Here is a 24,461-nt window from a genome sequence, read left to right on the forward strand (position 1 = left end):
AACCTATTATTGAATAATAATTTCTTTAATTCATTAAAATAATTCGATATAAAATATAATTAATTACTTTATTATCAGTAAATCATCCAAACATTTTTAGATATTATTTCTTATCAAAAGTATTAATTATAATTAATTAAAAATACAAACATATAAATGCAATTATATAATATTAAAATTATATGATATAAAAAATACTACCTATATTAAAAAATATACTACAGTTAGCGCTAGAAAAATATTAGTGAAACTATACCAATTTCATTGGTAATTACTAATAAACTATATCTACTTACTATTGGTAAAATGAATAGGATGTTTTATTCTTTATAATACTTGTTATTAACGCTAAAGATAGAGAAATATAAATTGATGATATTGTTCCAACAATAATACCTATAACCATAGTTAATGAAAATCCTTTGAGTAAGTATCCTCCAAATATCAATAAAATTAAAACAATTATTAAAGTAATAAAGGATGTCATTAATGTGCGTTTTAGTACTTGATTTAAAGAAATATTGATAATATCATAATAGGATGTGGTTTGCATTTTTCGGCTATTTTCTCTAATACGATCAGAAATAACTATTTTGTCGTTAAGTGAATAACCAATTACAGACATAAGTGATGCAATAATAGTTAAATCAATTTCTATGCATAATAAAGATAGTATCCCACAGGTAATAACTAAATCACTTAATAAAGCTACTACCGTGCCAAATGCTATATACCATTCAAAACGGATTCCTATATATAAAAAAATGGCTACTATTGCAAATAAAAGTGCTATAAATCCATTGAATGTTAAATCAGAACCTATACTAGGTCCTACAGAATCAATACGATTAATTGTTGTTTTTTGTTTTGTAATACTTTTAATTACTGAAATAATTTGATTACTAGAAAATTGTTTAGATCTTTCTAAATCCAATTGTGGTCTAATTTTTATTATTATGCTTTTACTATCACCTAAATTATGAACTATAGGTGAGTTAAAACCAATCTTTATCAATTGATCACGTAACTGATCAGTATCAATTGATTTTTCAAAATTAGCTTCAATTACAGTTCCTCCTGTAAAATCAATACTCCAATTAAAATTAAAAATATAAATAATAAAAATAAAAGATATAACTAGGAATAATAATATTAGGAATGCTAATTTATTCCAACGCATGAAATCAATAGTTTTATATCCTTCATATGATTTACTAATATCACTAATTTGTATCAATTATATAGTCCTATATGGATAATCTATTAGTTTCTCTATTAACGTAGATCAAATTTATTATTGTTCTAGTACCGATAACAGCAGTAAACATTGACGTCATTATACCTATAATAGTCATTATGGCAAAACCTTTAATAGAACTGGTTCCTAGGGAATATAAAATTACAGCTTTAATTAAGGTAGTTATATTTGAATCTATTATGCTTGGCAATGCTTTTTGATAACCTCTACGAATAGCTTGTTGGATAGAATATCCAATATAAAGTTCTTCTTTAATGCGTTCATTTATTAAAATATTGGCATCTATAGATACTGCTAAAGTTAATACTATTCCAGCAATACCTGACATAGTAAGTGTTATACCAGGTAAAATTGATGTAACTCCAATAATAATAATCAAGTTTATTAATAATGCACAGATAGAAATGATTCCAAATATTTTATAGCATAAGAGCATAAAAATAGTGCAAGCAATTAAACCACATAAACATGCTTGAAATCCTTTAATAATATTTTGTTGTCCCATACTAGGTCCAACAATACGTTCTTCTATAATATGAATAGGAGTAACTAAAGTTCCTGCTCGAAGTAATATTGAAAGTTGACGTGCTGCATTTAAGTTTTTGATTCCTGATATACTAAATTTACTACCTACCATTGACTTAATGTTAGCAATATTAATTATTGCTTCATTTTTCAGTAAAATAGAATGGCCTTTAGAATCTTTTAGGCCACTATCTTTATATTCTATGAATAAAGTTGCAATAAATTTGCCTATATTATGTTTAGTAAATAGAGACATTATATCTCCACCTACACTATCTAATGTAATATTGACTTCAGGATTGCCATACTCGTCAATACTAGAATTAGAATGTGTAATATGATCGCCAGTTAAAATAGTATCTTTATGCAAAACAACTGGTTTACCATCACTCATATACTTTATTTCAGAATCGAATGGTATGATGTCCTTAGATACTAATATGGGATTAATATTAGTATTTACCAAACGGAGCTCTAAAGTTGCTGTTGTTCCTATAAGTTCTTTAGCATGTGCTGTATCCTGTATACCAGGAATATTAATAATAATATATTCAGCACCTTGACGTTGGACAGATGATTCTGATATACCAATTTGGTTTATACGATTACGTAAGATATAAATGTTTTGTTGAATTGCATTTTCTCTCAATTTATTAATATAAGAAGGAGTAAGACTGACTATTATAGTATTATTACTGTTTTTTAACAGTAGATTGTTATAGTGAGATCTCAAATAGACTAAAGCATTACTAACGTCATGAAAATTTTTAAAATTTATTTCTGTTTTTGATGATTTATTCATATATATTGTATTATATGGCATATTATGTTTTCTTAAATCATCACGCAAATTATTAATAGTATGGTTTTGATTTTTCTTTATTAGATTATTTATATCTAATTCAATTAAAAATTGAACTCCACCTCGAAGATCAAATCCTAATTTCATTGGTCTAGCAGATATCCAATTTAGCCATCTAGGCATTGATGGAACTAAATTAAGAGCAGTAATATATTTTTCTCCCAATCTTTTTGTAATAATATCTTTTGCTAATAGTTGTATATCTATATTATCAAAACACACGGTAACAACACCGTTTTTCATTGAAATCAATTTATATTTTATGCTGTGATCATTCATTGTGTTTTTAATAAGATCAACGGATTGTTGATCTGCAAAACTGCCCTTTTTTCCTGTAATTTGTATAGCTGGGTCTTCACCATACAAGTTCGGAAGTGCATATAATAAACTGATGAAAGTTACTGTAAATAAAACAATATACTTCCATCTCGGGTAACGATTTAACAAAGTGATTACTCTTGTAATAAATTATAATTTTTTAATGGTGCCCTTTGGTAAAATAGAGGATATAAAATCACGCTTAATAATCACTTCAGTAGTTTCATTTAATGCTATAGTAACATATCCTAATGTTGTTATTTTTGTTACTAAACCAACTAAACCACCAGTAGTAATGATCTCATCACCTTTAGAAATAGAATTAGTTAATTTTTTATATTCTTCTATACGTTTCTGTTGAGGACGTAAGATCATAAAGTAAATAATTATACTAAAAGTTAATAGCATAATTATTAAAGAATAATAATTTCTTTGAAAAGGCGCTCCTGTTGTAGCAAATGCATCAGAAATTAAAAAATTCATTAAATATACCTCTGTTAAAAATTATTGGTATTTGTGTATTATTAATAATAATTAGATTAATTTAACTAACCTATGATAAAATTTATTTGCGAATTTATCTAGTTTTTTCTAAAAAATATTTTTGCATATCATAAATTAGAAGCTAATAATGCAAATTATGCATATAATTTAATATTGTACCTAAAATATTCTATATTACTTATAGATTTTTTTATTGATATCCCTACCTTCTCTCCACTTAATATAAAAACATACTAGATGAGATGATACAAGTATTATTCAATAATTAATAAATTATTAGGATTAATTTTATTTAATATGTCATCAAACTTAAGATGATTTATATAAATATCAGTAACTTCAATCAATAATAATATGCAATTAGTCAATTTTTATAGGAAAATATACAATATAAAGATATAGGTAGTTGTAAACTAAAATCTTTAACTAACATAAATATTTATATTCGAAAAATATTTTATCCAATTTTTAATATTTACTTATTGATAATTCATATAAATATAACAATATAAATTTTAACCCTTTATACGATCTACTAAAATAGCAGCAATTAAAACTATTATTACTGGTACTAACCAAGAAATTTCATTAATTAAAGGTATATGAATAAAAGAAACGATTTTGTTTTTAATATCAGTAGACTTTATAGCATCTAAAATACCAAAAACTAAACTAACAAATATGGTTGGTATAAAAATCCTACTGTTTTTATACCATAAATTTTCAGTAAAACTTAGTATTACTAGCATTATACAAGGAGGATAAATTATGGTTAAAATTGGAATAGAAAACTTTATTAAAATATTTAATCCTAGATTAGATACTAACATTGAAAAAATGCATAAGCAGAATAATAGTAATTTATATGATATTTTATTAAAATATTTTGAAAAAAAATCGGCCCAAGCACAGGTTAAACCTACAGCAGTTACTATACATGCAATAAAAATTAGTAATGTAAGAAATATACTACCAAAATTTCCAAAAGTATTGTGAACATAAACATTTAGAATAGTTGCACCATCTGCACTTTGATTTACTAGCCCACTCATGCTAGAACCTAATTTCATAAGACACAAATACACGATAATTAAACCAATACTAGCGATTAACCCCGCCATTGTAGTATAACGCACCAATAATTTCTGTTCACTGATTTCTCGAGATTTAATTGAATTAACGATAACAACGCCGAATATTAATGCGCCTAACGTATCCATGGTCAAGTAACCATTAAGGAAACCGCTACAAAATGCCGATTGCTGAAAGTCTTTAGTTGCTAATGTTAATACATTGCTTTCTGCAGGCCATATTAATACTGAAAGACTAAGAGCGATTAATGCGATAATTTTTATTGGGGCAAGTACATATCCGATTATGTCTAATAATTTACCTGGATATAAAGAAAGAAAAAACACACATGAAAAATAAATCAAACTATAAGATAGTAGCGGAATAATACTATTATTAGTAATTAGAGGTGCTATACCTACTTCAAAAGAAATCGTTGCAGTACGTGGTATAGCAAATAAAGGTCCAATTAACAAATAACAAATAATTGCTAATATAAAACCAGCTGTTTTACCTATAGGATTACTAAGTACTTCAATCCCTCCATTTACTTTTGATATTGCAATTATGGTGCAAATTGGTAAACCAACAGAAGTAATTAAAAAACCAAGAGCTGCCATCCATAAATATTCACCTGATTGAATACCAACCATGGGAGGAAAAACTATATTGCCAGCTCCAACAAACAAAGCAAAAGTCATAAAACCTAAAGCTACAACATCCTTAAAGGACAAACTATATTTCATAATATTTTTTATTATTTGAGCCATTATGTGGAAATGATTTTACCTTAATTAGTATAATTATAAATTACTAATAGGTATAATCTATGTTTTAGGTATAATCTATGTTTTAAATTAAAATAGATAATTTTTGAATTTTAAATTATAAAACCCTATCTCTTACTCTTAATTATACTATAATCATTGAGATATAATGATTTAGTTAAATACTTGTAGCATAAATTACTGTATGATCAATAAAATATTAATTTCTTTACTTGCAAATTTTTATGAAATCTAACTTGCAAATTTTTATGAAATCTATATACGATATTTGACGTATTAATATATCAAATATAATTTTTATTACAAATATAATTTTCATTATTAGAATTAGAATTTATAAATTTAATAATATTAATTTTTTAGAAAAAATCAAATTTAAGAAATAAGAGGACATTCAATTGGAACAAAAAGTTGGTTTCATTGGTATCGGTAATATAGCAATAGCTGTTATTTCAGGATTATTAAAAAGCGAATGTATTTCAACTAGTAAAATATGGATTCATGACCACAAATCAACTACTAATAAAATAATTAGTGCTAAATACAATATTAATTGTACTGATACTGATGTATGCTTAGCACAGAAGGTTGACATTTTATTTCTCACATTAAAACCTAATACTTTACTAAAAGTATTAAAAAACATTTCTCATCACATTAAGCAAAATACAATACTGATATCAGTAGCAGCTGGTATTACTATTAATCAAATAGAACAAATAATTGGCAACAATAAGAAAATTATTAGAGCTATGCCTAACATTAATTCAAGTATTGGCGAAGGAATGACTTCAATTACACCAAATAAAATATTAAATCAATTTGATATTAATATAATTACAGATATATTTAAAAGCTTTGGTAAAACCATTATAGTTAGTGAAGAGTTAATTCATTCCGTGATAGGTATCAGTAGCTCCGCTCCTGCATATGTTTTTATTTTTATAGAAGCAATAGCTGATGCTGCAGTTTTAAGTGGAATGACATATTCACAAGCTTATCAATGTGCGGCTCAAGCATTAAAAGGATCTGCACAAATGTTATTAAGCACCAAGAAACATCCTGGAGAGTTAAAAAACATGGTATGTTCACCAGGAGGTACAACAATTGAAGCAGTTTCAGCATTAGAACAGAATAATTTTCGATCTGCTGTTATGAGAGCAGTGCAAAAGTGTATAAAAAAATCTAAAAAATTAAGCAGAAGTTATTAAATTAATATAACTATATATGATTAGTTTAAGTGTTTCCCAAATATCAGCATACAGAACGCCACTTTGTTTTACGATACACAATTTGACATTGCCCATTGAATTACTTTAGAGTATTCTTTTGGGAGTTCTGATATTAAAGATTTAAGAATACTTTTTAAACGATTTGGATCAAAATCAGTTATATTTAAATGACCTACTTTTCTTCTATTTAAAACTTTTTTGTTATACCAATGTAGATGTAATGCAGGATTTTTAAGCCATTCAAAATTTATTAAAATCCCAATTAGGTTTATCATTACTGAATAACCAAATACAATAGGTTGTGGCAATGCTAAATTTAATATTGATCTTAAATGCAATTCAAACTGACTTATAGATGCACCATTTTGTGTCCAGTGGCCACTGTTATGAACTCTAGGAGCTAATTCATTAATTAATAATCCTTTGGGAGTTATAAAACATTCCATTGTCATTACTCCAATATAATCAAGATACTGCATTATCATATTAAGGATATTTTCAGCTTGTTTTTGATATTTTTCATTAACTTTTGGTACTGTGCTGCTAATACGTAAAATACCTTGAAGATGTAAATTATTAGTAAGAGGGTAAAATACGGTTTTTCCTTCTCTGTTACGTGCACCGATAAGCGATACTTCATTAATGAAATGAATATTTTTCTCAACAATACATTTACCATAATATGAATCAGATAATTCTTTTATTTTTTGAGGATTAATATGATATTGACCATGGCCATCATAACCTCCTAAACGACGCTTAATGATCACTGATTTACCTAAAATATCAAATATATTATCCCAATCTTTTTTGTCTGATAGATATAGCCATGGTACATTATCTATTTTAAGATCATCCAACATTTTTTTTTGTTGTAAACGATCAACAATATGAGAAAAAACATGTTTGTTTACAAATGAAACATGATTTTTTAAAATTTCTGTTAAAGCATTACTCGGCCAATGTTCTATCTCAGCTATAATTACACTGTCAGATAGTGATGGAATATTTTTAAAATCGCTATTATCACAGTTAACTAAATAAACAACAATACCTAATAATTCTCCAGCTTGACGTAACATATGACCAAGCTGTCCGTTTCCGATAACAATAATAGACTGCATTAATTTTTCCTTGGATCTGGATTGTTTAGTACCATATTAGTTTGTGATTTACGCCATTTAGTGAGACGTAAAGCTAAATTATTATCGTTAATTGCAAGTATTGCGGTAGCTAATAAAGCTGCATTTATTGCGCCTGTTTTACCTATAGCTAGTGTAGCAACTGGTATGCCAGAAGGCATTTGTAAAATAGAGTAGAGACTATCCACTCCATTTAGATATGTAGTTGGTATCGGGACTCCTAATACTGGGATTATAGTTTTTGCTGCCAACATTCCTGGCAAATGTGCTGCACCACCTGCACCAGCAATAATGACTTTATAATTGTTCTCATTAGAACATTCAGCAAAGACAAATAATTTATCTGGCGTTCTATGTGCTGAAATTATTTCGACATGAAATGGTATGTCTAATTCTTGTAAAATTTCTGCAGCAAATTTCATTATATACCAGTCACTTTTAGAACCCATAATAATTGCGATATTGACTAAATTCATATTTTTAAAACTCTTAATTACTTAATTGAAAGATATAATTAAAATAATTTCTATAAGCAGAAAAATAAAATTTAAAATTATTAACGTAAATAATTAGTGTTAAGTTAAGAAAAAGGGTTCGGATAATTATAGAAAACATTTTTATTTTAAATAACTAAACTAGCATATAATATATGTTAAATTCAAAAAATAAAAATAAATATAAAATATAATCTCTATTATAATACAATATTATTATACAATAACGAATACTCTAAATTAACAGCCTTAATTAGATAATTAAAAAATAAACTCACAAAAATTTTTGTAAATTTTATTAATCTATTTTTTTTGAAATTATTTGAATACAATAATAATTGTTATTATGATATATAATGAAGTATATTAAATACAATAGCATTGTATTTGTTTCATTATCTAATTAATATAACAATATTTGTTATTTACATTAAATATTAAAAATAATTCCTTCATTTAATAAAATTATTAATAGTAATTGTCAAAGGTAATTTGTATATTAAAGTTTTAATTTAAATAAAACTATTTTATTTAAATTATTTACAACAAAAACAAATATATCATATTAGACAATACTTGTGTTATCAAGATAAAAATACAATATTAAGTATAATATTAATAATAAGCGGAAATTTTGAATGCTTAAAATTTACAATACTATAAGCCATAAAAAAGAAATATTTACACCCATTTGCAAAAACAAGATTAGCATGTATGTCTGTGGAGTTACAGTATATGATGTATGCCATATAGGGCATGCCAGGACTTTTGTAAATTTTGATGTAATAGCCAGATACTTACGTTATATGGGTTATGATTTAAATTATGTGCGTAATATAACTGATATAGATGATAAAATTATAAAACGTGCTAAAGCAAACAATGAAAATATTAAAGATCTTACCGATCGTATGATAAAAAATATGCATGATGATTTTCGTTCTATAAATCTTTTGGTACCATCAAGTGAACCAAGAGCTACAAATCATATATTAGAAATTATCGAATTTATAAACCAACTTATTAATAGTGGTTATGCTTATATTGCTGATAATGGTGATGTAGTGTTTGAAGTTAACAAACACCAAAATTATGGGATTTTATCTAATCAAAAATTAAAACAATTGCAAAATAGTAACCGCAATGAAACATTAAGTACAAAAAGAAATTCTATAGATTTTGTATTATGGAAAATATCTAAAAAAAACGAACCTTATTGGAGTTCTCCTTGGGGTAATGGTCGACCAGGATGGCATATAGAATGTTCTGCGATGATTCATAAAAAAATTGGTTCATTTGTAGATATTCACGGAGGAGGATCAGATTTAATGTTTCCTCATCATGAAAATGAATTAGCACAATCAATTTGCGCTCATAAAAACACTGTAATTAATTATTGGATCCATACCGGGATGATGATGATAGACAACAAAAAAATGTCTAAATCATTAGGAAATTTTTTGACTTTACGAGATTTATTATCCAATTATGATCCAGAAAGTATTAGATATTTTTTGTTATCTTCTCACTATCGCAGTCCTATAAATTATTCTGCAAATAAAATGCATTATTCAAATATAGCTTTAAAACGTTTATATACAGCTTTATTGAATACTAATACCAATAATATTATAGATACAAACGGTCAAAAATATACAAATTTTGAAAGTCGTTTTCGTAATGCAATGAACGACGATTTTAATATTCCAGAAGTTTATTCTATAATATTTGATATGGCACATACTATTAATAGTCTTAAGAAACAAGATATTATAATGGCAAACACATTAGCATTTAAATTGCGTGAAATAGCTAGTGTTTTGGGAATCCTACAACAAGATCCAGAACAATTTTTACAAAAAAATCATAAAATCAATTCAGAAAAGAGAGAGGAAATTAATCATCTTATAAAAATTCGCAACCAAGCGAGAAAATTAAAGAACTGGCAAGAAGCTGATATAGCTCGTGATAAACTTAACGACTTAGGAATAGTGATTGAAGATAATTTATATCAATCTACATGGAGACACAGATGAAATTAATAATGTCATAGTATATGAGGAACTAATCATGAAAATTTTCACAAACTTGCAAGGTGTTTTTCATTAACATAGCAACAGTCATAGGTCCTACTCCTCCAGGAACAGGAGTAATGAAAGACGCTCTTTGATAAGCAGTTTCAAAATCTACATCTCCTACTAATTTACCATTATTAAGTCGGTTTATTCCAACATCAATGACTATTGCACCTGGTTGAACCCAATAACCAGGAATAAAGTTTGGCTTACCAACAGCTACAATTAAAAGATCTGCATTTTTTACATGTTGATATAAATTTTTAGTAAAACGATGTGTAACTGTAGTAGTACATCCAACTAATAATAATTCCATACTCATAGGTCTACCAACAATATTGGAAGCACCTATAATGACAGCATTAAGTCCATAAGTATTAATGTTGTAATGCTTAAGTAATGCGATAACACCATGAGGAGTACATGGACTTAATTTAGGAATTCTTTGACATAAACGGCCAATATTATAAGGATGAAAACCATCTACATCCTTATCTGGTTTAATTCTATCTAGAATATTAAAATAATTGATGTTTCTAGGCAATGGAAGCTGCACTAAAATGCCATCAATGTTATTATCCTTATTAAGATTATCAATTAATTTCAACAATTCATGTTCACTAGTGGTTGCTGGTAAATCATATAGAAAAGATAATAAACCCACTTCTTTACATACACGACGCTTATTAATTACATAAATCTTTGATGCTGGGTTATCTCCTATTAAGATAATTGCTAAACTTGGTATTCGCCTTCCTATTTTAAGACGTTTCTTGATTTTTTCGGTTATTTCAAATTTCAATTTTTGAGCAACAATTTTACCATCAATAATTTTTGCGATCATTAATAAATCCACTATGTTACATAAAGCTTAGATGAAACATAATTTATTATAATATCATAATTACAGTCTAATAATACAAAAACTAATAAATGTTAAATTTATCAAAAAAATTTAACATTTATTAAAAAATAATAGTTGATTTTTTTTAATTAATATATTTTACTATTAAAAGATTTGTGCGCCCTTAGCTTAAATGGATAGAGCAACGGCCTTCTAAGCCGTAGGTTACAGGTTCAAATCCTGTAGGGCGTGTTCTTAGAATAGTATTTATAATTTTATAATCAAAATTTTATTATGGTTTATTAAAATTACTTTAATTCTTAGTAATATTTAAATAATTGACATTAATGAGCTTGTTTTTTCAAAAATATTTTGTATATATAATATAAAAACAATAAGTTACATATTTAATAAATAAATTGATTTTATTACTATGGATAATTATTAAAAATAATTGATTTTCTTTTAAAAGATTGCTTGTTGTTTTATGTGTTTTTTACTAGTTGCTAAAGATAAAATGATCTTACACAAGAACTAATAAGTAATATAATATTTAAATTTTAGATCATCTTGATTATCTATTACTTCACATTGAATGTATAGTTTTTCATAAAACACTAATTGTTTATAAATATCTGTAAATGATCATTACTAACATATTAGTATATATACTATTATTTAGAATAAATATCATATATTTTTAGTAATTATTTATAATTATTATACTAATATTGAATATTAACAAAAAGTTGATTGTGCAATTAATTTAGTTATTGAATGACTACTTTATTTAGTATACTTATGATATCTATATATTTTTAAGTTATAAAAATAGTTATTATAAGGAATTTGTGTGACAACAAAAAGAGCTATATATCCAGGAACATTTGATCCAATTACACTAGGTCATTTAGACATTGTTACGCGCGCTGCAAAAATTTTTGATTATGTAATCATAGGTATATCTGCTAAATCCAATAAAAAAAATTTATTTACACTAGAAGAAAGAATTAATTTAGCTAGAATAGTTACACAACACTTATCTAATATCACAATAATGGGTTTTAATGGTTTATTATCGCATTTTGCAAAAACACAGAGAATAAGTGTTTTAATCAGAGGATTACGTACCTCAGCTGATTTTGAGTATGAAATGAAATTGGCACAAGTTAATAAACACCTATTACCAACACTTGAAAGTATATTTTTTATAACATCTAAAGATGTTTCTTTTATTTCTTCTTCACTAGTAAAAGAATTGGCTTATTGTGGCGGAGACGTATCAAATTTATTGCCAACTTTAGTTAATACAGCCTTGATGAAAAAGATAAAATTTAACTAAACTTGACAAGTTGGACACCAATAACTACTTCTTGATGCATGTTTTTCTTTTATTATCTTAGTTCCACATGATAAACAAGGTTCATTAAACTTTCCATATACTTTTAACTGGTTAGCAAAAAATCCAGGTTTACCATTGCTTTGTAAAAAATTACGCAAAGTAGTTCCTCCGTGTTTAATTGCTTTCAGCAATGTTAATTTAATATTACTAACTAGCGATTTTACCTCTTTATCATTTAGATCTTGTGATCTTCTTAATGGAAGAATACCAGAAGAAAATAAAATCTCATTTGCATAAATATTTCCTATTCCAACAACAATTTTATTATCCATTATAGATTGCTTAATAATTTTTTTTAGATATAATTTTTTTAAAAGATATTCACTATTAAATTCATCGCTTAATGGTTCCAATCCTAGTTTATTAAATAAAACATTATTTGATAGATCATTAACCCATAAAAATATACCAAAACGACGTTGATCTGTATATCTTAATATATTATTTTGCATAATTATATCTATATGGTCATGTTTTTCTGGTGGTATATATTCACTTAATAAAATTAATCTGCCAGACATTCCAAAATGTATTATAATCCATCCAAGTGTTAATCTTATCAATAAATACTTTGCTCTACGATCTATGCTCAATATAAACTGATTTTTTAAATCTATAATTTCTTTTGATACTGGCCGACGAAGATTTACATTACGTACAATGGTATAATTAATTTTTTGGTTAAGTAGATGAGGCTCAATACTAATACGACAAGATTCAACTTCTGGTAATTCTGGCATGCATTACCTCATAGTAGTATATAAATTATTTAATTTTATGTTCTTTATAAAGAACATGCTTCCGTATAACGGGATCAAATTTTTTTAGTTCTAGTTTTGTAGATTTATTACGCTTATTTTTCGTAGTAGTATAGAAATGCCCTGTGCCAGAAGAGGAAATCAACTTGATTTTCTCTCTAATAGTTTTTGCCATATTTAAATTCCTTAATTAATTTTACTCAAAACAGCGTCAATACCTTTTTTATCTATAATTCGAATACCTTTCGTAGATACTTTTAAAGTAATGAAACGTTTTTTACTTTCTATCCAGAAGCGATGGATATGTAAGTTGGGAAAAAAACGACGTTTAGTTGCATTCATAGCATGAGAACGGTTATTTCCGAATAGAGGATGTTTTCCTGTTACTTGACATATTTTTGACATATTAATGATCCATTAGTATTTCTAATAAAGACATGAATTATATTTTATTTTCTGTTAATTTAAATATCTTAATACAAACGATACTTAAACGTAAATATTAAACTAGTTTTATTATTTAATCAAACTTAAAAGTTAAAAAAGAAATTATATATATGTGGTATCATAATAATTATATATATGTGGTATCATAAACTATCTTTATCAAGATAGTTTATCTATAACATTTTCAATGTATCTGAATACAATGTATCTGAATATATTAGTATTAGCAAATAATTTGAAACAATTAAAATATATTTATAATAATGAAATATTAGGATAATAATTTATTTACTCGATAATGGTATAATGTTAATATGAATTATAGAAAGATGTTATAATGATATTTTTAAATATTACTGTTTATTTATATTACATAGTATTTTACATTACATAGTATTTTGTATATTAATTATATCTATCACAAATAAAAGAGATTATTTATTTTATCTATTTGGAGATTTTATTGTTTTATTATTATAGAATCTAAAAATTTATAATTAAATTGTTTGTTTAATAATTTTCATTTACATATTTAAAATAATTTGTGTCAGTTATTTTTTGGATATTAACTATAGTAAAACCGTGTTAATATATTAAATATTATACTAAAACATGAACAACATATACTAATTATGTAATAATTTTTAATTAAAAAATAATATATTGATATTTATCATATTATAAATTTTCTCAGTTATTACGTTATGACTAAAGCTGTAAATATGTAATACATATTTCGTAAAATATCAATAAATAATCATCTACATATTAAATATATAATGTTATTTTAATTACAATATTAAAATATGTAACAAATAAACTATTTCCTATTCATTAATTACTAGATAAGATTACTAATTTATATGATAAAAAAAATAGATGTTAAAGTTCTCGACTATCGCTTAGGTGAAGTCTTTCCTTTACCTAATTACATTACTCCTGGGTCTGCAGGATTAGATCTACGTGCCTGTATTGATCATGTTTTAGATATTAAACCTAATAATACTCAATTACTACCTACTGGTTTGTCAATTCACATTGCAGATCCCGATATAGCAGCATTAATTTTACCTCGTTCAGGAATAGGCCATAAAAATGGAATTGTATTAGGTAATTTAGTAGGTTTAATAGATTCGGATTATCAAGGGCAACTTATGATATCGATTTGGAATCGAGGAGAAAAGAGCTTTTTAATTAAACCTGGAGATCGTGTAGCGCAACTAGTATTTATACCAATAATTAAAGTAGAACTTAATTTAGTAAGAAATTTTAATTTCAGCTGGCGTGGAAAAAATGGATTTGGTCATTCAGGTAACAGATAAATTATGATTTATAATAACTATTATAAATTTTTTATTAATAGACATAAATTACTTTCGTTAAAGTGTTGTTGTTAATTTTAAATATAACAAATATAATTATATAAAAATTTAATTGATGTATATTACAATATTACTATCAATATAATAGTATTATAAATATATTGTTCATGTAATTATTTATTTAATTGTGAATTAAACTACCATATACATTAAACAATTCTAAATTACAGAATAAAACATTAAGTTCTTTAGAAGATAACTTTATGATTACAGAAATTGTGACTATTGGAGAGCTCTATTGAAGATTATTAAGGAATATATTAATGAAAAAGCGCAACATGAAATTCCTTAATTTAGTTTTGTTGGGTGGAGAAACAGAAAAAAAATTGCAAGCAGCACATAAAGCTGGTTTTGATCAAGTTGAAATTTGGCGAAAAGATATACAAAACAACTCCTATGGTATTTCTTCTATTATGAAAGTTGCAATTCAAAAAGGAATAGGTTTTACAAATTTGCAAGTGTTGAGAGATTTTGCAGGTATACCTAATGGACAGCATAAACAGAAAAGAGAAGAATTACGTCAATTTATTCAACTTGCACAATCAATCGGTTGTGATGCAATTCAAGCGCCTGCTAGTACTCGAGAAGATTGTCTTGTAGATAAAATAGATAAAGATTTACTTTGGATGGCATCAGAAGCAATTAGATATAAGATGAAAATAATGTACGAACCTATGTCTTGGAGCACTGTTGATAATACACTACCATTAGCATGGGAACGTATAAAAAGATTAGATCAACCTAATATTGGATTAGTAGTAGATTTATTTCATATTTATGCTTCTGGAGGAAATGCTTTTCAATTAGATGGTATTCCAGAGGATCGCATTTATGAAGTACAATTGTGTGACATTGCTTCGAAACCACCTAAAGACAAAAATAGTTTAATTAATTTAGCACGCCACGAACGTCAACTTCCAGGCAAGGGAATTATTGAAATTGAAAGTTTTATAGACAAATTAAAGAGCATAGAATACCAAGGTCCTATTGGCATTGAAGTATTTAATGATCAACTCAAATGTTTGCCTCCATATGAAGTTGCTAAACAAGCATGGTCTGCTCTAAATTATTATTGGCCTTGATTTGATCAATGTTTATATGAAGTTACAATATAAACAAATAAAGCATATATTTGTTGAGTATTATTCTTATTCGATATTTTGAATTTGTTCTCTTATTTGTTCAATCAATACTTTTAATTCGATTGCACAGATAGTAATATTTGAATTAACAGACTTAGATATTATAGTATTAGATTCTCGGCTAAGTTCTTGCATCATAAAATCTAGCCTTCTACCTACAGCTCCTTGCATAGTTAAAATATTAAATGTTTCTTTTATATGGATATCTAAACGATCTAATTCCTCGGTTATATCAATTCGTTGGGTTATTAAAAATAATTCTTGTTCAATTTTATAATTTTCTGATTGAATATCTGCATTGTTTATTTTTTCTAAAATTCGTTTGTGTTGTAATTGTAAAACTTCTGGTATATAACGGCGTATTTTATCTATTTCGATTTCTATTTTTTTTAATTTTTCTTCAATTAAATATTGAAGTACGACTCCTTCTTTTTCGCGCATTTTAATTAGATTATTTAGTGCATTATCCATTGAATTTAATATTTCACAATCCATTATTACATCATTTTTTTTATCAGATATAACACCCGGCCAACGTAGAATTTCAAGAGGATTTATAATAACTTCATTGACTTGTTTTTTTATTTTATAAGCAGCATCTATTATTTGCTTAACTAATTCTTGATTTATATTTAATTCAGGAAAACATTTTTGATCAATTTCAAAATTCAAGGTACATTCTATTCTACCACGCGTCAATCGTTGTCTAATATTTTTTCTAATTTTTGATTCTAATCTTTTTAGATAATCTGGTAAATGAATATATATTTCTAGATATCGCTGATTAACTGAACGAAATTCCCAATGCAGGCTACCCTGTTTGCTTTTTTCTTTATAGCTAGAGTAAGCAGTCATACTATTAGTCATAATCTATGCTCATAATTATAATTTTAAAACAAACATTTCTATATTATACAATAACACAATTAAAACCAAAGATATAAAATATAATTAGTATTTTTATAAAAATTTATTATTATGTAAAATATTTTTATTTATTATATATTGTAATAATTTAATAGTTGGATATTTAAATATTTATTTTATAATGAAATATATTACAATGTAAAAATAAAGAGGAGTCATCAATATAATTTTTTGTTTTTTAGTGATTAAATATCATTTTAATGACATATTAATTAAATAAATATAGTCAGTTCTCTTAAATTAGTATTCTGATAATAGAACTGAACAAATTTTAATGGAATATAAAATGGAAGATTGGAAATATAAATTTATTGAATTTGCACTTAGTAGACAATTAATAAAATTTGGACATTTTACTTTAAAATCTGGCAGAAAAAGTCCTTATTTTTTTAATACAGGTTTATTGTCAAATGGCAGTGATATTGCAAAATTAGGATATTTCTATGCAACATTATTAATAAATAGTAAAATTGAGTTTGATGTATTATTTGGCTTGGCTTATAAAGGAATTCCAATTGTTATCTCTACGGCTATAGCTTTAGCCAAATATTATAAAATTAAAACTCCCTATTGTTTTAATAGAAAAGAAGTTAAAGATCACGGTGAAGGTGGTTTATTAATAGGAAATCCTTTATATGGAAAAATAATTTTAGTAGATGATGTAATAACTACAGGGAAAAGCATTTCTGAATCTGTTAATATTATGAATATTTATAACGCAAATTTAATTGGTATATTAATTTCACTCGATAGACAAGAGACTAAATTTAATAATGCAATTGCAACTGGTCATCAACATACAGTGCTCTCTATAATTACTCTATCTGATTTAGTAGACTATCTAAAAACAAAACAAAATATGTCTAATAATTTAAAATTTATTTACTCTTATCAAGATACTTATGGAATATAATATCTTTTAAATATATTAATTGCTTGTTATTCTATAACATAAATTGTTATACAATTTTCATTTTATTATTTTACATTAAAGTGCTTTAGATTTAAGAAAGTCGATATAATTTAATTTAAGTGTACATGTATAGACTGAAAATATTAAAAATTATGTTACTTAATATTTAAGTTAATAACTAAATTATTACATTTACTTGATTATATAATCACGAAGTTTACAACCAACTATTTCAACTGGGTGTTTTCTAATTAATTCATTTATATCCCGCAATTGCTCATTATTAATCATATTGTTATCTTTATATGATTTTCCTAAATCACCTGATTCTAATGTCTCTATAAAACCTTTTAACAAAGGAATTGCTTGAGAAGAAAACAAATAATTACCATATTCAGCAGTATCAGATATAACTAGATTCATTTCGTAAAGACGTTTACGAGCGATTGTGTTTGCAATAAGAGGTAGTTCATATAGAGATTCATAGTAAGCTGATTCTGCTTTGATACCAACATTCAACATAGTTTCAAATGTTAATTCGATTCCAGATTTTAACATCGCAACCATTATTACACCATTATCATAGTATTCTTGTTCTGACATTTCTCTATTATATGTATTTAAAAATTTCTCAAATACAGTATTACGAGTTTGTTCTCTCCAAATAAGTAAATTTTTATCATTGTTTCTCCAATCTATCATCATATTAGAAGAAAAATCACCAGAAATAATCTCATCCATATGTTTATGGAATAATGGAGTCAAAATATTTTTTAATTTTTCAGAAAGGTAATATGCACGAATTTTTGCAGAATTAGATAATCTATCCATCATTAAAGTAATGCCACCTGTTTTTAATGATTTAGTAATAGTCTCCCATCCAAATTGAACAAGTTCTACTGCATAAGCAATATCAAATCCATCAGATATTAATTTTTCAAAACATAGCAATGAACCTGTTTGCAACATGCCACATAAAATTGTTTGTTCTCCCATTAAATCAGATTTCACTTCAGCTACAAAAGATGACTCTAAAACACCTGCTCTATGACTTCCTATAGCAACCGACCAAGATTTAGCAATATCTATACCTTCTTTTTTAGGGTCATTTTCTGTATGCACTGCAATTAAAGTAGGTACTCCAAATCCTTGAACATATTCTTCTCTTACTTCTGTGCCAGGACATTTTGGTGCTACCATGATAACACTAATGTCATTTCTTATTTTTTCACCTTCTTCAACAATATTGAAACCATGTGAATAACCTAAGGTTGAACCACTTTTCATTAATGGTTGAATACGTTTTACAACTTCTGAATGTTGCTTATCTGGAGTTAAATTGATTATTAAATCTGCTTTTGGAATTAAATCTTCATAATTTCCCACTGTAAAATTATTACTAATAGCTCTTAGCCAAGATTCACGTTTTCCAATTATAGATTCTTTTCTTAAAGCATAAGAAATATCTAAACCAGAATCACGCATGTTTAGACCTTGATTTAACCCTTGAGAACCACATCCTATAATAACAATTTTTTTGTTTTTTAAGTAATTAATCCCATTTGAAAATTCATTTTTATCCATAAGACGACACTTTTTCAACTGTATCAATTTATTTCGTAAGTTTAGTGTATTAAAATAATTATTCATAATTACTCCAGTAATTTTAAATTTATTTATTGATTACAATTAACATTGCTAATATGAACAATATACATTATGATAGATATTAATAAGAATAATAATTATCAATAATTAATAGTTAATTGATATAAAATAATTTTTCAATATAATCAATACTTAATTAAAAATTAGGTTGTTTTAAAATATATTATTTAATCAAATAATTTAATACTTAAAAAGTAAACATTTAATTAAAATATTATTTATTTATCATTTGTTAGAAAAAAATGAAAGGCTGGATTATTTGTTTCTTCATGAAAGTTATAACCAATAGCTATTAGGTGTTTTTCAAAAAAACTGTTTTTATCAGGTTCAAAAGCTGCTAGAACACGTCCATAATCAGTTCCATGACTACGATAGTGAAATAATGAAATATTCCAATTATTTCCTAAAGTTTGTAAAAATTTTAATAATGCACCAGGTGACTCTGGAAATTCAAAACTAAATAACCGTTCTTTTAAATTTTTTATTGGTCTTCCACCAATCATATAACGTATATGTAATTTAGCTATTTCATTATCAGAAAAATCTATTAGTTCATAACCTTTATTGAACATTTGATTAATTATTTCATTTTTTTCTTCTGAACCACGAGTTAAACGAATTCCAATAAAAAGATGAGCTCTATCACTATCTAAGTAACGATAGCTAAATTCAGTTATATAACGTCTACCCAATGTTTGACAAAATTTCAAAAAACTTCCATGTTGTTCTGGAATTACTGCAGCTAATAAGGCTTCTTTTTGTTCTCCTAATTCACAACGTTCTGATACGTAACGTAACCCATGAAAATTCATATTAGCACCAGATAGTATGTGAACCAACCTTTCATTAATAATTTTATGTTTTTGAATATATTTTTTCATCCCTGCCAGTGAAAGAGCTCCTGAAGGCTCAGCTATTGCTCTTATGTCCTCAAATAAATCTTTCATCGAAGCACAAATTGCATCACTATTTACAGTAATGATATCATCTAAGTATTGCTTACATATTCTAAATGTTTCTGTACCTATACATTTAACTGCTACTCCATCAGCAAATAATCCAACATTAGCTAAATTTGTTGGTCTACCTATTCTTAATGCTGCTTGTAAACATGCTGAATCTTCATATTCTACTGCTATGATTTTAATTTGGGGAATTAGTTGTTTTAATAAAATTATTATTCCAGCTAATAAACCTCCTCCTCCAACAGGAACAAATACTCTATCAATATTAGCATCTTGTTGTAATAACTCCATTCCTAAAGTAGCCTGTCCTGCAATAATAGTAGGATGATCAAAAGGAGGAATAAAAGTATATCCATATTGTTTTGCGATATCCATAGCCTTAGATAGTGCTTCATCAAAATTATTACCATGTAAAATAATTTTTCCTCCAAATGCACAAACTGCATCAATCTTAATATCCACTGTTGCTTTAGGCATTATAATTAATGATTTGATTCCTAATTTGTTAGCAGAATATGCTACACCTTGTGCGTGATTACCTGCTGAAGCAGTAATCACTCCTCGAGATTTTTGTTCTTGGCTTAATCCTGCTATCATTGCGTAAGCACCACGTAATTTAAAACTATGTACTGGCTGATGATCTTCGCGTTTGACTAATATTGTATTGTTAAATTTTAATGATAGTTTTTCCATTTTTTGCAAAGGAGTTATTTTAGTTATTTCATATATTGGTGAGCGTAATACTGCACGTAAATATTCAGCACCACATGGTGCATTATTATTGAGCGATTTTAATAAAATCATTACTAGTTTAACCTATTAGTTGATTTTTATCTCGTACCGCACCTTTGTCAGCACTAGTAGCTAATAAGGCGTATGCTCGCAAAGAACATGAAATGACACGATTGCGATTAAAAGGACGATATGCTTTGCAGCCACGATTTTTTTGTTCTTTATGTCTAAATAATAATTCATCATCTGATACTAATAATTGAATACTTCTAGATGGAATATTGATATCAATAAAATCTCCATTTTTCACTAATGCTATTATGCCCCCATTGGCTGCTTCAGGAGAAATATGTCCAATAGAAAGGCCAGAAGTTCCCCCAGAAAAACGACCATCTGTGATTAATGCACATTTTTTAGCCAAACCTGCAGATTTTAAATAGGTTGTTGGATACAGCATTTCTTGCATTCCTGGACCGCCCTTAGGACCTTCGTAACGAATTACAACTATATCTCCTGCTGTTATTTTACCACTAAGTATTGCTTGCACAGCATCTTCTTGGCTTTCGAAAACATTTGCTTGTCCTCTAAAATGCAAGATTTTTTTATTCACACCTGCAGTTTTTACAATACATCCATCTTGTGCAAGATTACCATATAATATAGCTAAACCTCCGTCTTGAGAATAAGCAAAATTACTTGAACGAATACAACCATGTTTTCTATCACAATCTAATGTATTCCAATAGCAATTTTGTGAAAATGCTTCTAAATTATATATGCCTGCTGGACCCGCTCGAAACATTTTTTTGACTTCTTCATCTTTGGTTAAAGTTATATCATATTTATCTAATGTTTCACGAAGGCTAAGACCTAAAATATTATATACTTGATGATTAAGTAAACCAGCTCTGTCTAATTCACCTAGAATACCTATAGCACCACCAGCACGATGTAAATCTTCCATATGATATTTATTAGTATTGGGAGATATTTTACATAGATGCGGTACCTTGCGAGAAAGAAAATCAATATCTGAAATATCAAATGCAATTTCACCTTCTTGTGCTGCAGCTAGTAAATGTAAAATAGTATTAGTAGAACCTCCCATAGCTATATCTAACATGATAGAATTTCTAAATGCATATTTATTTGCTATATTTCTAGGTAATACACTGTAATCATCATTATTATAATATCTTTTAGTTAAATCAACTATTAATTTAGCTGCATTAATAAACAAGTTTTTACGATAGATATGAGTAGCTAATAAAGATCCATTTCCGGGTTGGGATAGACCTAATGCTTCAATTATACAGTTCATTGAATTAGCTGTAAACATACCCGAACAAGAACCGCAGGTTGGACATGCAGATTTTTCTATAATTTTTCTATTTTTATCCGTTATATTTTTATTCACTCCCTGTATCATTGCATCAACTAAATTTATTTTATTTATAGATATGTTAGAAATATTAATCTTACCTGCTTCCATAGGACCTCCGGAAACAAATATTACTGGTATATTGATACGTAATGCTGCCATTAACATACCAGGTGTAATTTTATCACAATTAGAAATACAAACCATAGCATCAACACAATGAGCATTAATCATGTATTCTACTGAATCAGCAATTAATTCACGAGAAGGCAAAGAATACAACATCCCACTGTGTCCCATAGCAATACCATCATCTATAGCAATAGTATTAAATTCTTTTGCTACACCTCCATAAGATTCAATATTATTGGCAACCAATTGTCCAATATCACGAAGATGGATATGACCTGGTACAAATTGAGTAAAAGAATTAACTACTGCAATAATAGGTTTAATAAAATCACCATCATTCATTCCTGTTGCTCGCCATAAAGCACGAGCACCAGACATATTTTGACCTTGTGTACTAGTATAAGAGCGATATTTGGGCATATACTTTTACTCCAGTAAATAAATAATATTATTTATTAGTTTGGAAAGTTTAATAAAGAAAACAAATGGATGAATCTATTTATTAATAACTTTAAAAGTAGTAAATCTTCTTAAGATAAAATAAAAAATTATTTTACGATAACTCAAAATTAATAAAATAGATCAAAAGTAATACTGGTTAATTTGAATTATTAAATAGATGTTTTTTAAAGAAATATTATATGATATTATTTTTGCAGTTTTATCTTTGATTAGTGTCAAATTGATTATTGTAACATTATCTAATTATTTAAAAATCTAAAATATTAATGTAAGCAACTTAATTTAATCATCAATAATTTCATTATAATCTTCTAAATGATTAACTGGATTTTGCCTACCAGATAATGTATGAAAGCGTTTGGGACGTTTAATACAATTAATATATTTTAACCAAACATATTCAGCTTCTGTTTTTGGTTGACGCAATCCTTTGCATACTTCAACAAATAAACGTTCTTCTTCATTGATCGGTTTACGTTTAGATAAAGTCAATTCATTAAAAGCATGACCATAAAATTCTAGAATTTGTGCTTCTTTGATCGTAAAATCTCCATGTCTTGAAAAACCATGAGGGTAATTTGCATTATCAAAAAAACGATTTTCGCTCAAAAAACTCTTTTCCATAAATTTCTTCCTACCGAAATCACCATATTATTTATTAATTAGATTATTGTACAATACAAAGACCTTATGAATAATAAGGTAAATATTAAATTATTTTTAATAAAATTTTATAATATAAATTAACTAAATTGTTTAATATCAACAAAATATATCTTTTGCAAGTAAAAAGAAACTTAAAAGAAACTTAACTGAAGTGTTCTTGATGAGTTTTTTGGCGAGGGTGAAGGGATTTGAACCCCTAACAACCGGTTTTGGAGACCGGTGCTCTACCAATTGAACTACACCCTCATCTATCTGTTATTTGGAAAACAATTTCAAACAAAAACTTGTATAAATATTAGAACCTGGCAGTTACCTACTCTCACATGGAGAAACTCCACACTACCATCGGCACGACGACGTTTCACTTCTGA

General features: G+C 26.6%; 21 protein-coding genes and 2 tRNA genes. 7 read left to right on the top strand and 16 right to left on the bottom strand.

Annotation, left to right across the window (positions count from 1 at the left end; genetic code table 11):
- Nucleotides 1–295 precede the first annotated feature (295 nt).
- The 4 genes from secF to brnQ form a co-directional block, all read right to left on the bottom strand.
- Nucleotides 296–1,237, bottom strand: coding sequence for a protein translocase subunit SecF (gene secF / locus CRV11_RS03320; RefSeq protein ID WP_136131916.1), 942 nt, complete (start codon nucleotides 1,235–1,237; stop codon nucleotides 296–298).
- A gap of 10 nt (nucleotides 1,238–1,247) precedes the next feature.
- Nucleotides 1,248–3,092, bottom strand: a complete 1,845-nt coding sequence (gene secD / locus CRV11_RS03325; RefSeq protein WP_136131917.1) for a protein translocase subunit SecD — start codon at nucleotides 3,090–3,092, stop codon at nucleotides 1,248–1,250.
- Nucleotides 3,093–3,113: 21 nt separating this feature from the next.
- Nucleotides 3,114–3,446 (bottom strand): preprotein translocase subunit YajC, encoded by a 333-nt coding sequence (yajC, locus tag CRV11_RS03330; protein ID WP_136131918.1) that lies wholly within the window; start codon nucleotides 3,444–3,446, stop codon nucleotides 3,114–3,116.
- A 536-nt stretch (nucleotides 3,447–3,982) separates the two neighbouring features.
- Nucleotides 3,983–5,284 carry a branched-chain amino acid transport system II carrier protein gene (gene brnQ / locus CRV11_RS03335; protein ID WP_136131919.1) on the bottom strand — a complete coding sequence of 434 codons (1,302 nt, stop codon included), beginning with the start codon at nucleotides 5,282–5,284 and terminating at the stop codon, nucleotides 3,983–3,985.
- A gap of 440 nt (nucleotides 5,285–5,724) precedes the next feature.
- On the opposite strand from brnQ, the gene proC reads away from it, so the two are divergent.
- Nucleotides 5,725–6,537, top strand: coding sequence for a pyrroline-5-carboxylate reductase (gene proC / locus CRV11_RS03340; protein WP_136131920.1), 813 nt, complete (start codon nucleotides 5,725–5,727; stop codon nucleotides 6,535–6,537).
- 68 nt (nucleotides 6,538–6,605) lie between these two features.
- Here the strand turns inward: proC and purK are convergent, their stop codons facing one another.
- The gene (purK, locus tag CRV11_RS03345) at nucleotides 6,606–7,682 is read right to left on the bottom strand and encodes a 5-(carboxyamino)imidazole ribonucleotide synthase (protein ID WP_136131921.1); all 1,077 of its coding nucleotides are present in this window, start codon (nucleotides 7,680–7,682) and stop codon (nucleotides 6,606–6,608) included.
- Entirely contained in the window at nucleotides 7,682–8,176 is a 495-nt protein-coding gene (gene purE / locus CRV11_RS03350) for a 5-(carboxyamino)imidazole ribonucleotide mutase (protein ID WP_136131922.1), read from the bottom strand. The genes purK and purE overlap by 1 nt, the downstream gene beginning before the upstream one ends.
- 656 nt (nucleotides 8,177–8,832) lie before the next feature.
- Between purE and cysS the strand changes: the two genes are divergently transcribed.
- Entirely contained in the window at nucleotides 8,833–10,230 is a 1,398-nt protein-coding gene (gene cysS, locus CRV11_RS03355; protein ID WP_136131923.1) for a cysteine--tRNA ligase, read from the top strand.
- Between the two features lie 28 nt (nucleotides 10,231–10,258).
- Here the strand turns inward: cysS and folD are convergent, their stop codons facing one another.
- Nucleotides 10,259–11,113, bottom strand: a complete 855-nt coding sequence (gene folD, locus CRV11_RS03360) for a bifunctional methylenetetrahydrofolate dehydrogenase/methenyltetrahydrofolate cyclohydrolase FolD (RefSeq protein ID WP_136131924.1) — start codon at nucleotides 11,111–11,113, stop codon at nucleotides 10,259–10,261.
- A gap of 178 nt (nucleotides 11,114–11,291) precedes the next feature.
- Between folD and CRV11_RS03365 the strand changes: the two genes are divergently transcribed.
- Together CRV11_RS03365 and coaD are read left to right on the top strand one after the other, a co-directional pair.
- Nucleotides 11,292–11,365, top strand: a tRNA-Arg gene (locus CRV11_RS03365).
- A 601-nt stretch (nucleotides 11,366–11,966) separates the two neighbouring features.
- A complete protein-coding gene (coaD, locus tag CRV11_RS03370) occupies nucleotides 11,967–12,455 on the top strand; it encodes a pantetheine-phosphate adenylyltransferase (RefSeq protein ID WP_136131925.1) in 489 nt (162 codons plus the stop codon).
- Here the strand turns inward: coaD and mutM are convergent.
- From mutM to rpmB, 3 genes are read right to left on the bottom strand one after another with little or no spacing between them, the layout of a single operon-like run.
- Nucleotides 12,452–13,255: a bifunctional DNA-formamidopyrimidine glycosylase/DNA-(apurinic or apyrimidinic site) lyase gene (mutM, locus tag CRV11_RS03375; protein ID WP_136131926.1), complete on the bottom strand. Its 804-nt coding sequence runs from the start codon at nucleotides 13,253–13,255 to the stop codon at nucleotides 12,452–12,454. The two genes, coaD and mutM, sit on opposite strands and share 4 nt — an antisense overlap.
- A 25-nt stretch (nucleotides 13,256–13,280) precedes the next feature.
- Nucleotides 13,281–13,448 (bottom strand): 50S ribosomal protein L33, encoded by a 168-nt coding sequence (rpmG, locus tag CRV11_RS03380; RefSeq protein ID WP_136131927.1) that lies wholly within the window; start codon nucleotides 13,446–13,448, stop codon nucleotides 13,281–13,283.
- Nucleotides 13,449–13,459: 11 nt separating this feature from the next.
- Nucleotides 13,460–13,678: a 50S ribosomal protein L28 gene (gene rpmB, locus CRV11_RS03385; protein ID WP_136131928.1), complete on the bottom strand. Its 219-nt coding sequence runs from the start codon at nucleotides 13,676–13,678 to the stop codon at nucleotides 13,460–13,462.
- Between the two features lie 905 nt (nucleotides 13,679–14,583).
- Here rpmB and dut point away from each other — a divergent pair.
- Entirely contained in the window at nucleotides 14,584–15,042 is a 459-nt protein-coding gene (gene dut / locus CRV11_RS03390; protein ID WP_136131929.1) for a dUTP diphosphatase, read from the top strand.
- Nucleotides 15,043–15,365: 323 nt separating this feature from the next.
- Nucleotides 15,366–16,184, top strand: a complete 819-nt coding sequence (locus CRV11_RS03395) for a sugar phosphate isomerase/epimerase family protein (protein ID WP_136131930.1) — start codon at nucleotides 15,366–15,368, stop codon at nucleotides 16,182–16,184.
- Between the two features lie 66 nt (nucleotides 16,185–16,250).
- On the opposite strand, the gene CRV11_RS03400 is transcribed toward CRV11_RS03395, so the two are convergent.
- A complete protein-coding gene (locus CRV11_RS03400) occupies nucleotides 16,251–17,111 on the bottom strand; it encodes a YicC/YloC family endoribonuclease (protein WP_136131931.1) in 861 nt (286 codons plus the stop codon).
- 346 nt (nucleotides 17,112–17,457) lie between these two features.
- Here CRV11_RS03400 and pyrE point away from each other — a divergent pair, with 346 nt between their 5' ends.
- Complete coding sequence (pyrE, locus tag CRV11_RS03405; RefSeq protein ID WP_136131932.1) at nucleotides 17,458–18,084, top strand: orotate phosphoribosyltransferase; 627 nt, start codon at nucleotides 17,458–17,460, stop codon at nucleotides 18,082–18,084.
- A 192-nt stretch (nucleotides 18,085–18,276) separates the two neighbouring features.
- On the opposite strand, the gene ilvC is transcribed toward pyrE, so the two are convergent.
- The 5 genes from ilvC to CRV11_RS03430 form a co-directional block, all read right to left on the bottom strand.
- Nucleotides 18,277–19,734: a ketol-acid reductoisomerase gene (gene ilvC / locus CRV11_RS03410; RefSeq protein ID WP_136131933.1), complete on the bottom strand. Its 1,458-nt coding sequence runs from the start codon at nucleotides 19,732–19,734 to the stop codon at nucleotides 18,277–18,279.
- 236 nt (nucleotides 19,735–19,970) lie between these two features.
- Nucleotides 19,971–21,521 (bottom strand): threonine ammonia-lyase, biosynthetic, encoded by a 1,551-nt coding sequence (ilvA, locus tag CRV11_RS03415; RefSeq protein WP_136131934.1) that lies wholly within the window; start codon nucleotides 21,519–21,521, stop codon nucleotides 19,971–19,973.
- 7 nt (nucleotides 21,522–21,528) lie between these two features.
- On the bottom strand, nucleotides 21,529–23,382 hold the full coding sequence (gene ilvD / locus CRV11_RS03420) for a dihydroxy-acid dehydratase (protein ID WP_136131935.1): 1,854 nt from the start codon (nucleotides 23,380–23,382) through the stop codon (nucleotides 21,529–21,531).
- 324 nt (nucleotides 23,383–23,706) lie between these two features.
- Nucleotides 23,707–24,048, bottom strand: a complete 342-nt coding sequence (locus tag CRV11_RS03425) for a MaoP family protein (protein ID WP_136131936.1) — start codon at nucleotides 24,046–24,048, stop codon at nucleotides 23,707–23,709.
- Between the two features lie 212 nt (nucleotides 24,049–24,260).
- A tRNA-Trp gene (locus tag CRV11_RS03430) sits at nucleotides 24,261–24,336 on the bottom strand.
- Nucleotides 24,337–24,461: the final 125 nt, after the last annotated feature.

The organism is Candidatus Pantoea edessiphila (genome assembly GCF_002933335.1).
Classification (GTDB): Bacteria; Pseudomonadota; Gammaproteobacteria; order Enterobacterales; family Enterobacteriaceae; genus Pantoea_C.

Coding starts and splice junctions, on each gene's coding strand:
- yajC (WP_136131918.1), bottom strand. CDS start 3,446: ATGAATTTTTTAATTTCTGATGCATTTGCTACAACAGGAGCGCCTTTT.
- brnQ (WP_136131919.1), bottom strand. CDS start 5,284: ATGAAATATAGTTTGTCCTTTAAGGATGTTGTAGCTTTAGGTTTTATG.
- purK (WP_136131921.1), bottom strand. CDS start 7,682: ATGCAGTCTATTATTGTTATCGGAAACGGACAGCTTGGTCATATGTTA.
- purE (WP_136131922.1), bottom strand. CDS start 8,176: ATGAATTTAGTCAATATCGCAATTATTATGGGTTCTAAAAGTGACTGG.
- cysS (WP_136131923.1), top strand. CDS start 8,833: ATGCTTAAAATTTACAATACTATAAGCCATAAAAAAGAAATATTTACA.
- folD (WP_136131924.1), bottom strand. CDS start 11,113: ATGATCGCAAAAATTATTGATGGTAAAATTGTTGCTCAAAAATTGAAA.
- mutM (WP_136131926.1), bottom strand. CDS start 13,255: ATGCCAGAATTACCAGAAGTTGAATCTTGTCGTATTAGTATTGAGCCT.
- rpmG (WP_136131927.1), bottom strand. CDS start 13,448: ATGGCAAAAACTATTAGAGAGAAAATCAAGTTGATTTCCTCTTCTGGC.
- rpmB (WP_136131928.1), bottom strand. CDS start 13,678: ATGTCAAAAATATGTCAAGTAACAGGAAAACATCCTCTATTCGGAAAT.
- dut (WP_136131929.1), top strand. CDS start 14,584: ATGATAAAAAAAATAGATGTTAAAGTTCTCGACTATCGCTTAGGTGAA.
- CRV11_RS03395 (WP_136131930.1), top strand. CDS start 15,366: ATGAAAAAGCGCAACATGAAATTCCTTAATTTAGTTTTGTTGGGTGGA.
- CRV11_RS03400 (WP_136131931.1), bottom strand. CDS start 17,111: ATGACTAATAGTATGACTGCTTACTCTAGCTATAAAGAAAAAAGCAAA.
- pyrE (WP_136131932.1), top strand. CDS start 17,458: ATGGAAGATTGGAAATATAAATTTATTGAATTTGCACTTAGTAGACAA.
- ilvC (WP_136131933.1), bottom strand. CDS start 19,734: ATGAATAATTATTTTAATACACTAAACTTACGAAATAAATTGATACAG.
- ilvA (WP_136131934.1), bottom strand. CDS start 21,521: ATGATTTTATTAAAATCGCTCAATAATAATGCACCATGTGGTGCTGAA.
- ilvD (WP_136131935.1), bottom strand. CDS start 23,382: ATGCCCAAATATCGCTCTTATACTAGTACACAAGGTCAAAATATGTCT.
- CRV11_RS03425 (WP_136131936.1), bottom strand. CDS start 24,048: ATGGAAAAGAGTTTTTTGAGCGAAAATCGTTTTTTTGATAATGCAAAT.